The sequence below is a fragment of the Janthinobacterium sp. TPC_1 genome, from assembly GCF_056037845.1.
On the sequence record NZ_CP195157.1, the window covers coordinates 202965 to 216059 of the forward strand.

Below are 13095 nucleotides of genomic sequence, written 5' to 3' on the forward strand. Positions count from 1 at the left end.
GGCATGACGCATTATCGGTTCAAGCGGGCCTATGCCATCGGCGGAACAGGGGCACAAATGCCCTGTATTTTCCTTTACTCTCCAGTAACCTTAACGGGACTTGCGCGCCTCAGCCTGTTTCACCGTCTGCTCTATCGCGCCAAACAGCGACTTGCCGTCATCGCCCAGCATTTCCAGCCGGACAACATCACCAAACAGCAAGTACGGCGTGCTGGCGACGCCATCGGCGATCATCTCCTGGTTACGCCGCTCAACGATGCTGGAAAATCCTTTTTTGACTTCCTTGTTGGCGATGCCGCCCGCGCTGACCACGCTGCCGGCGCGCGCGTTGCGCGTCTGGCATAGGTGGGCGAGCAATTGCGGGTAATTGAAGGCCATGTCGGCGCCCGCATGGGGCTGGCCCGTCAACTTGCCGTTCAAGCTGCAGCGCAGTGCGTAATGCACCTTGCCGCCGCGCCAGGCGTCGCCCAGCTCGTCGGGCGTGATGGCGACGGGAGAACAAGCCATGGCCGGTTTCGCCTGCAGGAAGCCGTAGCCGCCGGCTTGCTCGTCCGGCGCCAGGTTGCGCAAGGTGACGTCGTTGACCAGCATCAACAGCTTGATGTTCAGGTGCGCCTGATCGGGCGTGGAGCCCATGGCCACGTCGTCCGTGATGGCGGCGATACCCGCCTCATAATCGATGCCCCACTGCTCGTGCGCCAGGCAGATGTCGTCGTGGGCGCCGAGGAAATCGTCGCTGGCGCCCTGGTACATCCGTGGCGCGTCGCGCAGATTGGCGGGCACCTCCAGGCCGGCGGCCTTGCTGGCCCGCTCGATCTGCTGCAGGTAGGACGCGCCCGCCACGCGCAAGCTGCTGCGCGGCAAGGGCGCCATGCAGTTGGCGGGGTCGAATTCGAAGGCGCGATGGCCGCGGCCGCTATTGATGGTCTGGTACAGCAAGTCCAGCTGCGGGGAAATGAAACTCCAGTCGTCGAGCGCCTTTTGCAGGGTCGAAGCGATGCCGTCGGCCAGATGGGCCGTTTTCAGGTCGCGCGAGACGACCGCCAGCTGGCCATCGCGCGTGCCATCCTTCAGTGTAGCTAATTTCATGTACGGAAAACTTCGTCAAATGCGGGCAATAGGAGGCTAAAGACGCCAAAAAGCCGGGAAAACCCGGCTTCGGCGCTCAGGGGGAGTTATGCCAGGAGGGCGATCTGCCCGGGGGTCAGATAACACCACTCGCCTTCGGCGATGCCCAGCGATTCCAGGGTCAGGCTACCGATGGCGGAACGGTGCAGCGCGCTGCAATGATTGCCGGCGGCGGCCAGCATGCGCTTGACCTGGTGGTATTTGCCTTGCTCGAGCACGATTTCCAGCTGGTGCTCGCCGCGCTTGACGCAGACGAGGGCCGCCAGCGGGGCCGGTTCGTCATGCAATTGCACGCCAGCCAGCAACAGGGCCACCAGTTCATCGGTCACGGGCTCTTGCGTCGTGGCCTGGTAAATTTTCGGAACGTGACGCTTCGGCGACGATTGTGCATGGATAAACGGGCCATCGTCGGACATCAGCAGCATGCCGGTCGTATCGTGGTCGAGCCGGCCGACGGGCTGGACTTCGCGCCAGGTGAACTGTTCCGGCAGCAGGGTCAGCACGCCAGGATGATGGCTCGGTTTGCGCGAGCATTCGAAGTTGGCGGGCTTGTGCAGCGCCAGGTACAGGTGGGCGCGGTATACCCACTCTTCTTCAAACACGTGCAGCACCAGGCCGTCGGTCTCGACGGTGGTGCGGTAATTGGTCTGGGTGACGCCATCGATGACGACATCGCCATCTTCGATAAGGGAACGGCAATATTTACGGGTGCCAAAACCCTGCGATTGCAGGATGCGGTCTAGGGATAATTTACTCATGGGCGTGACTTTACCAGAAGCGGCTGGCAGCGTGAAGCGGCGGCGCCTGGCGTCCGCGCGGCGGCCCAGGCGGCACGAAACCATGGTGCACGCAGAAATACCAAAAAGAACAAGGTGAGATTTGGCGAGAAATGGCTAATTCCTTTGAGATATATCAAGCGCTCGGAATATCACATTGATAGACTGAAACTTCGTTAGGAATCCGCCTAACGTGCTTTAGGAATAATAACCAGGCAACGACTGACAAGGATATCGTATGAAGCACATCGACACCATTGCCTTAGAAGGCAGCATCGACGACATGCGCAACCGTATCGCCAGCGAACAGGGTGCCATGCATAAGGTACAACTCGGCGTGGCACGCTGGCGCGGCGCCCTGGCCACGCCAGCCCAGGAAGACCGGACGATGGAGGACACGCCCAGTCCCGCCAGCCAGGTGCGCTGGCATGCGGAGGCGCAATGCCATTTCATGTGCTGGCTGGAACAGGGCGGCTTTGCCCTGGCACAAGCGGAGTTCGATCAGGAATCGGCGCCCGTGACGGCGGGCTGCGCCGAGAACGACGAGCTTGCTTCAAAGGAAGGATTGGCGCAGCTTACGCAAGCCGCCAGCCCAGCCTTGCCTGCGCACTGCAACGACTGTCCCGCCTGAAGCAAGCGCCCAGCCACCATGCCCTGCCCTTGCATGCATGCCACAAGCACACCCTGGCCAGCCAATGCAGCCAACGCGGCCCAGCACCATGCCGCAACGCCCATCACCCTTATGCGCCATGCACAAACGATGCACAAAAGGAAACGGCGGCATTGCGCCGCCGTTCCCAAGCCCCATCGGGACTTTAGTGAGGAATGTAAATTCACTCAAAACCACATCTGCGATGCGGCAAGTAGTTCCAAGACCTGCCAATCAAGTTAGTACTGACAACATAGTTGATATATCGCCCCTCCTTGAAAAGAACTACGCTTTCACTATAGCCCAAGCAGCCCCATTTTCAAGCCAATTTACCACCTTATTGAAAATCATTCTCGACTGGCTTGCCTGCCAGTCAAGTGTCATGTCCTCAGCGCAACGCCGGTTGCGACTGCTGCACGGCCGCCTTCATGGCCCCCGCGCCCATGGCGGCGCCAAATTTCTTCAGCACCCGTTCCGGCAAACCTTCATGCTGCGTATAGTCGACGATGTCTTCCGCCTTGACGACGTCGCGCGCCACGCTGTCGACCGTGCCGAAATCGTCGGCCAGGCCCATTTCCACGGCTTTCGCGCCCGTCCAGTACAGGCCCGAGAAGGTATCGGCCGTTTCCTTCAGGCGCTTGCCCCGTCCCGTGCGCACCACGTCGATGAATTGCTGGTGGATTTCATTGAGCATGCCTTGCGCATACGCCTTGTGCTTGTCCGTCAGGGGACTGAACGGATCCATGAAGCCCTTGTTCTCGCCCGCCGTCAGCAGACGCCGCTCGACGCCCACCTTTTCCATCACGCCCGTGAAGCCGAAGCCATCCATCAGCACGCCGATGGAACCGACCACGCTGGCCTTGTTGACGTAGATGCGGTCGGCGGCGGCGGCGATGTAGTAGCCGCCCGAGGCGCACATTTCATCGACCACCACATATAAGGGCTTGTCCGGATAGCCCTTGCGCAGGCGCTGCATCTCGTCGACGATCATGCCCGCCTGCACGGGACTGCCGCCCGGACTATTAATATGCAGCACCACGGCCACGGAACCGGCATCGGAAAACGCCTTGTCCAGCGCGGGGATGACGACGGCGGCCGAGCCGCTGCCTTCGGATTCGATAGCGCCGCTGATGTCGATCAGGGCCGTGTGGCGGCCCAGGGTTTCGCTGTCATCGGCCGTGTTGTAGTCATAAAACACCCACAAGGCGAACAGCACGATCAGCAGGCCGAAGACCTTGAAAAAGATGCTCCAGCGGCGGTGCGCGCGTTGTTCTTGCAGAGTGGCAAATACCAGCTTTTCCAGCACGTCGCGCTCCCAGTTCCCCGCAGGGGCACCGTGGCCGGCGGCCGGCGCGCTGCTGTCCAGCTTGTCATTCGTGTTATCGCTCATGGTTCACTTTGCTTAATTAACGGAAGGCCTGCACCCGGCTTCAGGCCGGCAGCGGCTGGACATAGTCATCTGGCTGCCAGTACAGCTGGCCGTCGCGCTCGGTAACGGGTATCGGGCGCAAGCGGCCGCCCTTGCAGGGACCGCCGGCGCAGTAGCCGCTTTCCGGCACATAGATGGCGCCATGCGTCGAACACATCAGGTACAAGCCGCTGGACTCGAAAAACTCGCCTTCAGCCCAGTCCAGCTCGATCGGCACGTGGGCGCAGCGGTTCAGGTAGCCATACGCCTTGCCGCCGTGGCGCACGACAAAGCCCGTCGTCGCTTCGCCGCCGGCCGAGACGGGAAAGCGCACGCCCTTGCCGCCATCGGCCACGGCGCCGGCGGCGCAAATGAATACTTCGACAACTTCGTTCATCATGCGTGCTCGCTCAGCCATTGGTGCAGATCGGCCACCGTGGCGGCCGAATACAGGGGATTGCAAGCCTGCAACTGCTCGACGGGATGCGCTCCATACTCTACGGCAATACCCGCCGCGCCTGCATTGCTTGCCATCAATAAATCATGACTGGTGTCGCCGATCATCACGGTGCGGCGCATATCCTGGCCCAGTTCGCGCGTCAACTCCTGCAGCATGGCCGGATGGGGCTTGGAGAAAGTTTCGTCTGCGCAGCGCGTCGCATCGAACAGGGACAGCAGCTTGACGGCATTCAGCGACCGGTTCAGGCCGACGCGGCTCTTGCCCGTGGCGACGGCAAGGAAGTATCCCTGCTGCGAGAGTTCCAGCAGCATTTCATGCACGCCCGGAAACAGGGCCAGCTCATGGTCGCGCGACAGATAGTGATAACGGTAGCGCTCGGCCATGCGCGCATGGAATTTCGGCTCCACATCGGGCATCGCCAGCTGCATGGCTTCCTGCAAGCCCAGGCCGATCACGTGCGAGGCCTGCAACTCGGTGGGAACAGGCAAGCCCAGGTCTTTGGCCGAAGCCTGGATGCACTTGACGATGGTCGAGGTACTGTCTATCAGGGTGCCGTCCCAATCGAAGACGATCAGATCAAATTGCTTTCTTGCCATGTTTTCCGACGACAACGCCGCCGGCTCCTTGAGAATGAATGATGGCGACTGACTACCTTGTGGGTAGCATCCCCGCACGCGTTTGATAACTATCGCGCGGCAACGGCCAATGGTTTGCCCAAGCTTACCAAGAAACGCTCGCATTCGGCAGCCAGCGGTGCGTTCAAGGTCATCGTCTTGCCCGTTTCCGGATGCGTAAACGTGATCTGGTGCGCATGCAGGAACATGCGCTTCAGGGCGCCGCGCGTGCTGTCGGCCTTCAACAGGGCACGGTTGAGGGCAAAGTCGCCATATTTATCGTCGCCGGCGATGGGGAAACCGGACGAAGACAGGTGCACGCGGATCTGGTGCGTGCGTCCCGTCTTCAATTCCGCTTCCAGCAAGGCGAAGTTGTGATATTTATGCAACAGTGAAAATACCGTGTGCGAGGCCAGGCCATCGGCCTGCACGGCCACCCGGCGCTCGCCTTCGGCCGTCGTATATTTATGCAATGGCAACTTGATATGCTGGCGCGCATTCTTCCAGTCGCCGGCCACCAGCACCAGGTAGCTTGTCGGTGACGCCGTCGCGCATCTGCTCGTGTAAATTCGTCAACGCCGAACGCTTCTTTGCCAGCAACAGCAAGCCGGACGTGTCGCGGTCCAGGCGGTGCACCAGTTCCAAAAACTTGGCGTCGGGGCGCGAGGCGCGCAATTGCTCGATCACGCCGAACGAGACGCCCGAGCCGCCGTGCACGGCCACGCCGGCCGGCTTGTCGATGACGAGCAGCTGCGCATCCTCGAAAATAATCTTGAATTCGGCGGCCGGCGCGCCCGTGGGCGCCTTTTCGGCCACGCGCACGGGTGGAATGCGCACCACGTCGCCGGCGGCGAGACGGTACAACTGATCGATACGGCCTTTATTTACCCGCACTTCTCCCGATCGCAAGATCCGGTAGATGTGGCTTTTAGGCACTCCCTTGCACACTCTTAATAAGTAGTTGTCGATGCGCTGGCCTGCTTCTTCCTCGGCGATCGTTACGAATTGGGCTTGCGGCTGAACCGGGGGTGTTGTTGGGGGGAACAACATCATTTTGACTCTTCATTTACTATGTCTTCCCAGAAATCTCTCTAAGTCCTTCATTTTGAATATATAATTGTTTTTGCTGCGGCCCTGGCTGCTGCGAGTGTAAGAATAAAAGCACATTTTACACAGGGGCGTCTCCACCGGCCTCGCCAAATTGCAAATTCGGTGGAAAAAAATGTATATGCACCATCCCTGCGCGAATCAAGGTTGCACCGTAGTTGTAATCGGATAAGGCGTGGAGATGCTGAAGTGAGTGTGGGATTATAAGGATAAGTACCCGTTAGCGCGACTTATCGAGTCGGGCTCGCGGGTTGATGAAGTTGATAACGCTTGCCGTTTTCGCCAAACCCCGTATGTGGCCAAATACTGAGGGTTGTCGATGATAGGCTGAGGCCAAGCCTCGCCATCGCGATCCCTGTAATGAGCCGGCTAACGATTTTGGCTCTGAATTTGCTGACCACTTGCATTCTCTGCCCCCGATGCAGTTCATTCTCATCCGGGCTGTTTCAGATGAGTTGCAAGTGTCCTGTGCACTCGGCATGACGATTGACCTCACCGCGCCTGTTGCGGCCGTAACGCATATCTCGTACGCGTTGTTGCTCCGCACGCCTGGCATTTCCCCCGCCAGCACTCCCGTTCTCGCATATATCCCTGTACTTTCGCCGCTTCCCCGGAAGCGGCTTTGAGATGGCCTACGGGTCGCGGAGTTATAAAAATGAAACGCATGTTGTTTAATGCCACGCAGCAAGAAGAACTGCGCGTAGCGATTGTCGACGGACAAAAACTGATCGACATCGATATCGAGACAGCCGGGCGCGAACAGCGCAAATCCAACATCTACAAGGGCGTCATCACGCGCATCGAGCCTTCGCTCGAAGCGTGCTTCGTCAGCTATGGCGAAGACCGCCACGGCTTCCTGCCTTTCAAGGAAGTTGCCCGCACGTATTTCCGCGAAGGCGTCGACGTGCGCAATGCGTCCGTCAAGGAAGCGCTGCGCGAAGGCCAGGAAATCATGGTGCAGGTGGAAAAGGAAGAGCGCGGCAACAAGGGCGCCGCCCTGACCTCGTTCGTCTCGCTGGCCGGCCGCTACCTGGTCTTGATGCCGAACAACCCGCGTGGCGGTGGCGTATCGCGCCGCGTGGAAGGGGAAGAGCGCCAGGAATTGCGCGAAACCATGGATAAACTGGACTTGCCTGCTGGCATGTCCGTCATTGCCCGCACCGCCGGCATCGGCCGCAACGTCGATGAACTGCAGTGGGACTTGAATTACCTGATGCAACTGTGGCGCGCCATCGAAGGCGCCGGCAAGTCGGCCAACGGCGCCTTCCTGATCTACCAGGAATCGTCGCTCGTCATCCGCGCCATCCGCGACTACTTCCAGCCCGACATCGGCGAGATCCTGATCGACACCGACGAGATCTACGACCAGGCGCACCAGTTCATGAGCCACGTGATGCCCGACATGGTGCACCGCGTAAAACGCTACAGCGACGACGTGCCGCTGTTCTCGCGCTTCCAGATCGAACACCAGATTGAAACGGCGTACAGCCGCACCGTGCCGCTGCCATCGGGCGGCGCCATCGTCATCGACCATACCGAAGCGCTGGTTTCCGTCGACGTCAACTCGGCCCGCGCCACGCGCGGTTCGGACATCGAGACGACCGCCTTCAACACCAACTGCGAAGCGGCCGAAGAAGTGGCCCGCCAGCTGCGTTTGCGCGATTTGGGCGGCTTGATCGTCATCGACTTCATCGACATGGAAGTGGCAAAAAATCAACGCGAAGTGGAACAGCGCCTGAAAGATGCGCTGCACCATGACCGTGCCCGTGTACAAATGGGCAAGATTTCCCGCTTCGGCCTGATGGAACTGTCGCGCCAGCGCCTGCGCCCTTCGCTGTCCGAAGGCTCGCACGTGACGTGCCCGCGCTGCTCCGGCACCGGTCACATCCGCGATACGGAATCGTCCGCCCTGCAGGTGCTGCGCATCATCCAGGAAGAAGCGATGAAGGAAAACTCGGCCACCATCCACGTGCAGGTACCCGTGGACGTGGGCGCCTTCCTGCTCAACGAAAAGCGCGGCGAAGTACTCAAAATCGAGAACCGCCACCGCATCGCCGTGATCCTGATCCCGAACAAGCATCTGGAAACGCCGCACTACAAACTGGAACGCATCAAGCACGACGATCCGCGTCTGGAAGACAGCCAGGCCAGCTACAACCTGGCCGAAAGCGCTGAAACCGACATGGCTTACAGCAAGCGCCAGAAGGAAGAAGCCAAGCCGCGCCAGGAAGCCGTCGTCAAGACGATCACCCCTGACCAGCCGGCACCGCTGGTCGAGCGCAAGCCCGTCGAAGCGAAACCCGCTCCGGTGGCCGCGCCTGCCGCACCGCAAGGCCTGATCGCCAAGATCATCAGCTTCTTCACCGGCGCCCCGGCACCGGTGGCGCCAGCGCCCGCCCCAGTCGCACCGGCCAAGCCGGCCGGCACCGACCGCGGCGACCGCAACAGCCGTGGCCCGCGTGGCCGTGGCCGCAACGGCAAGCCTGGCCGCGAAGAGCGCGAACCAGGCCAGGGCCGTCCAGCCCAGGACGATGCAGCGAAAGAAGCGGAAGCACTGGAAAAGGCGGCCCGTCCGCCTCGCCCGCCGCGTCCGCCACGCGAACCGCGTGAAGCGCGCGATCCGAGCGACGCAACGGCCGCGCCACGCGAACGGGGCGAGCGCCCTGAACGCGCGGAACGTCCTGAGCGCGCCGAGCGCCCGGAACGCGCCGAGCGTCCGCCACGCCAGCCACGCGAAGGCCGCGAACCACGCGCCGACAAGGCTGTTGTTGCTGAAGTGAAAGCTGACGAACTGGCATTGGTCGGCGCCAGCGCCAGCGCAATCAACGTGGTCGTGGCGTCAAACGGCCCGGACGCGGATGCCGCGCCAACGAGCTTGCTGAAAGCACCGGCGAATGCCGGCCCTGAAGGCGAAGAGAACGCGACGACGTGGAAGGCGAAGAACCGCGCCGCCGCCGCCGTCGTGGTGGCCGCAACCGCAACCGCCGCGACCGTGAAACGGGCGAGCTGATCGAATCGGCAAACGGCGAGAACGAAGGCCAGGACGCGCCAGTGATCAGCTTTACGGTTGCTCCGGCGCCGGAAGCTGCAACTGATGGCGCACCAGTCGCCGTCGTGGCTGCCGCCGCTGTCGTCGCCGTCGCTGCGCCAGTGGAAGCTGCCGCCGTGGAAGTGGTCGAAGTAGTCGAAGTCGCCAAGGTGGTCGATATCGCCAAGGCCGAAGAAGCCGCTCCTGCCGCTGAAGCCACGCCAGCTGCTGAAGTGATCGTGCCGCAAGCCCCTGTCGAGGCCGTCGTTGCTGCAGCGCAAGCTGAACCAGCCGCTGCCGAACCAGCACCTGCTGCCGAGTACAGCTTTGCCGAGAAAGCGGAAGCTGCACCAGCTCCAGCTCCAGCTCCAGCTCCAGCTCCAGCGGAAATCATCGTCGAAGCCGTGCCTGTTGCCGTCGTGGAAGCCGCACCGGTGGTGGAAGCCGCACCGCTGGTGGAAGCCATCGCCGTGATCGAGGACGCACCGGCACCAGCCGCTGAGGCAGCACCTGCCGTCGTGGAAGCCGCTGCCGTGGCTGCCGCACCGGCACCAGCCCCTGTCGCTGCTCCTGCACCTGCTCCGGCACCTGTCGTCGCTCCCGCTCCAGCACCAGTGGCCGCGCCGCTGGACTTGAACGCGGTGCTCGGCTCGGCCGGCCTGACCCTGGCTGCCACCGATCCGGAAAAACTGCGCCTGGCGCAGGAAGCGGCCGCCAAGGCAGTCGCTCCGGTCCGCAAGCCGCGCGAACGCAAGCCATTGCCGCCGCAATCGGATGAGCCGTTGATCCAGGTCAACACGCAGCGTCCATAAGCGCGCCGGGTTCGCCCAGCCGCCAATGATGAAAGGGGGAGCTCAGGCTTCCCCTTTTTTACGTCCTCTCACTTTGCCAGCCAGCCGCCATGCACGACAACGCCAACCTGCCCCCTCCCGACCCCGTCAGCCTGCGCAGCGCCTTCTGGTACTGGCTCAAGCTGGGCTGCGTCAGCTTTGGCGGCCCGGCCGGGCAAATCGCCATGATGCATGCGGAACTGGTGGAAAAGCGGCGCTGGATTTCCGAGCAGCGTTTCCTGCACGCCCTCAATTACTGCATGCTGCTGCCGGGGCCGGAAGCGACCCAGCTGGCCATCTACATCGGCTGGCTGCTGCACCGCACGCGCGGCGCCCTGGTGGCGGGCCTGCTGTTTTTACTGCCCTCGCTGCTGGTGCTGATCGTCCTGTCCTGGCTGTACATGGCGTATGGCCACGTGGCCGCCATCGCCGGCATCCTGTACGGCATCAAGCCGGCCGTCGTCGCCATCGTGCTGGCGGCCGCCTGGCGCCTGGGCCGGCGCACCTTGCGCAGCCCCGCCCTGATGGCCATCGCGGCGGCGGCATTTGCCGCCATCGCCGTGCTACGGCTGCCATTTCCCTTGATCGTGCTCGCTGCCGCCCTGCTGGGCATGGCGGGCGGGCGCTGGCTGCCGGCCCATTTCCAGGCCGGCGGCACGCAACATGGCGGCGCGGCCCGCTACGGCCCCGCCCTGATCGATGACGATACGCCCACGCCGGAGCACGCGCAGTTCAAATGGCCGCGCCTGCTTGGCACGGCCGCCGTGGGCCTGGCGCTGGCCTTCCTCGCCTGGCTGGGCCTGGCGCTGGCGGGCGGCGCGGACCAGCCGCTGGCGCAGATGGGCGTGTTTTTCAGCAAGGCGGCCCTGCTGACGTTCGGCGGCGCGTATGCCGTGCTGCCCTACCTGGTGCAGGGCGCCGCCGACCATTACCACTGGATCACGAGCGCGCAGATGATGGATGGCCTGGCCCTGGGCGAAACGACGCCCGGCCCCCTGATCATGATCGTCGCCTTCATCGGCTTTGTCGGCGGCTGGAGCCACGCCGTGCTGGCGGCAACCTGTGGCTGGCGGGCGTGTGCGGCGCGCTCGTCGCCAGCTGGTTCACTTTCCTGCCCTCGTTCATCTTCATCCTGGCCGGCGCGCCGCTGGTGGAAGCGTCGCGCGGCAATTTGCGCCTGAGCGCGCCCCTGAGCGCCATTTCGGCGGCCGTGGTGGGCGTCATCGCCAGCCTGGCGCTGTTCTTTGGCCGCCACGTCTTCTGGCTAGAAAATCCGCTGCCGCACTGGGACTGGCTGGCGATTGCCATCGCGCTGGCGGCCGGCGTGGCGCTGCTCAGGTTTCAAATGGGAACCATCAAATTGCTGCTCGCCTGTGCCATCTTCGGCCTCGTGCTATCGTATCTGCCTTGAACGACTTAACGTAAGTGGTATCACCTTTCATGGCTGACAAGATTATCTACCTCGCCGAAGCCCGCAATGGGGCACCGGCGATCCCCGCGCGGCTGGAAAGCCCCAGCGGCAGCGTGGCCGACAGCCTGGGCCGGCCCCTGCATGACTTGCGCATCTCGATTACCGACCGCTGCAATTTCCGTTGCGTATATTGCATGCCGAAGGACGTGTTCGACAAGAACCACGTGTACCTGCCGCACACGGATTTGCTGTCGTTCGAGGAAATCACGCGCATCGCGCGCCTGTTCGTCGCGCACGGCGTCGAAAAGATCCGCCTGACGGGCGGCGAACCGCTGCTGCGCAAGAATATCGAAAAGCTCATCGCCATGCTGGCCGCCCTGCGCACGCCGTCGGGCCAGCCGCTGGACCTGACCCTGACGACCAATGGTTCCTTGCTGGCGCGCAAGGCGCAAGCCTTGAAGGACGCGGGCCTGAACCGCGTCACCGTCTCGCTCGATTCGCTCGACGACGCCACCTTCAAGCGCATGAACGACGTCGATTTCGCCGTGGCCGACGTGCTGCACGGCATCGATGCCGCCCATGCGGCGGGACTGGGCCCGATCAAGATCAACATGGTCGTCAAGGCCGGCATGAACGAGCAGAAATCGTGCCCATGGCGCGCCACTTCAAGGGCACGCCGTACATCCTGCGCTTCATCGAATACATGGACGTGGGCGCCTCGAACGGCTGGAACTTGCAGGAAGTCATCCCGTCCGCCGAGGTCGTGCGGCGCATCGCCGCGCACATGCCCTTGCTGCCCATCAACCCGAACTACACGGGCGAGACGGCGGCGCGCTGGCGCTACATGGACGGCGGCGGCGAAATCGGCCTCATTTCCAGCGTCACGCAAGCGTTCTGCAGCGATTGCAGCCGCGCCCGCCTCTCGACCGAGGGCAAGCTGTACACGTGTCTGTTCGCCAGCAGCGGCCACGACTTGCGCAGCCTGCTGCGCGGCGGCCACAGCGACGCGGAAATTTCCTCGGCCGTGGCCCAGCTGTGGCGCGGCCGCGGCGACCGCTATTCGCAATTGCGCACCAGCCAGACGGATTTGACGGGCGGCGCGCTTGAGCACGGTAAAAAGAAAGTGGAAATGTCGTACATCGGCGGCGGCTGAATCGGGCGCGGCGCATGCCCGCCGCTGCTACCATGGCGCATGCACCCATTTTTCTACCTGACATGATCAACAAACACGACATTACCGGCCTGATCCTGGCCGGCGGCCTCGGCACGCGCATGGGCCAGCGCGACAAGGGCATGCTGCCCCTGCACGGCCAGCCCCTGGCGCGCCACGTGCTGCAGCGCCTGGCGCCGCAAGTGGGCCAGCTGGCCATCAGCGTCCACGCCGATGCGGGCGATTACGCGCGCTTCGGCCTGCCCGTGTGGCCCGACGCGCTGCCGGGCCAGCTGGGCCCGCTGGCCGGCTTGCACAGCGGCATGCGGCACGCCGGCACGCCCTACCTGCTGACCGTGCCGTGCGACTCGCCCCTGCTGCCGCCCGACCTGGCAGCGCGCCTGGCGGCCGGCCTGGTCGACAACGATGCCGACCTGGCCATCGCCGTCACCGAAGAGCTCGATCCAGCGACGGGATCGACGGTGCGCCGCCCCATCCCGTCTTTTGCCTGGTAAAAACATCGGCCCTGCCCCA

General features: G+C 62.9%; 7 protein-coding genes and 4 pseudogenes. 5 read left to right on the top strand and 6 right to left on the bottom strand.

Annotated features, from left to right (window positions below):
- Positions 1-90: 90 nt before the first annotated feature.
- Entirely contained in the window at positions 91-1089 is a 999-nt protein-coding gene (locus ACQVLG_RS01015; protein ID WP_474292473.1) for a fumarylacetoacetate hydrolase family protein, read from the bottom strand.
- A gap of 86 nt (positions 1090-1175) precedes the next feature.
- Positions 1176-1886, bottom strand: a complete 711-nt coding sequence (locus ACQVLG_RS01020; protein WP_474292474.1) for a pseudouridine synthase — start codon at positions 1884-1886, stop codon at positions 1176-1178.
- Positions 1887-2142: 256 nt separating this feature from the next.
- Between ACQVLG_RS01020 and ACQVLG_RS01025 the strand changes: the two genes are divergently transcribed.
- Positions 2143-2535 carry a hypothetical protein gene (locus tag ACQVLG_RS01025; protein ID WP_474292476.1) on the top strand — a complete coding sequence of 131 codons (393 nt, stop codon included), beginning with the start codon at positions 2143-2145 and terminating at the stop codon, positions 2533-2535.
- A gap of 406 nt (positions 2536-2941) precedes the next feature.
- Here the strand turns inward: ACQVLG_RS01025 and ACQVLG_RS01030 are convergent, their stop codons facing one another.
- The 4 genes and pseudogenes from ACQVLG_RS01030 to ACQVLG_RS01045 all read right to left on the bottom strand — a co-directional run bounded on the left by ACQVLG_RS01030 (position 2942) and on the right by ACQVLG_RS01045 (position 6101).
- Positions 2942-3943, bottom strand: coding sequence for a S49 family peptidase (locus ACQVLG_RS01030; RefSeq protein WP_474292478.1), 1002 nt, complete (start codon positions 3941-3943; stop codon positions 2942-2944).
- A gap of 40 nt (positions 3944-3983) precedes the next feature.
- A complete protein-coding gene (locus tag ACQVLG_RS01035; RefSeq protein ID WP_474292480.1) occupies positions 3984-4361 on the bottom strand; it encodes a Rieske (2Fe-2S) protein in 378 nt (125 codons plus the stop codon).
- The gene (locus ACQVLG_RS01040; protein WP_474292481.1) at positions 4358-5017 is read right to left on the bottom strand and encodes an HAD-IIIA family hydrolase; all 660 of its coding nucleotides are present in this window, start codon (positions 5015-5017) and stop codon (positions 4358-4360) included. Before ACQVLG_RS01040 ends, ACQVLG_RS01035 begins: the two co-directional genes overlap by 4 nt.
- 89 nt (positions 5018-5106) lie before the next feature.
- Positions 5107-6101, bottom strand: a pseudogene (locus ACQVLG_RS01045) (RluA family pseudouridine synthase).
- A 696-nt stretch (positions 6102-6797) separates the two neighbouring features.
- Between ACQVLG_RS01045 and ACQVLG_RS01050 the strand changes: the two are divergent.
- From ACQVLG_RS01050 to mobA, 4 genes and pseudogenes are all read left to right on the top strand, one after another.
- A pseudogene (locus tag ACQVLG_RS01050) lies at positions 6798-9982 on the top strand (Rne/Rng family ribonuclease).
- An 89-nt stretch (positions 9983-10071) separates the two neighbouring features.
- A pseudogene (chrA, locus tag ACQVLG_RS01055) lies at positions 10072-11411 on the top strand (chromate efflux transporter).
- A 29-nt stretch (positions 11412-11440) separates the two neighbouring features.
- Positions 11441-12564, top strand: a pseudogene (gene moaA, locus ACQVLG_RS01060) (GTP 3',8-cyclase MoaA).
- Positions 12565-12626: 62 nt separating this feature from the next.
- The gene (gene mobA / locus ACQVLG_RS01065; protein WP_474292482.1) at positions 12627-13076 is read left to right on the top strand and encodes a molybdenum cofactor guanylyltransferase MobA; all 450 of its coding nucleotides are present in this window, start codon (positions 12627-12629) and stop codon (positions 13074-13076) included.
- Positions 13077-13095: the final 19 nt, after the last annotated feature.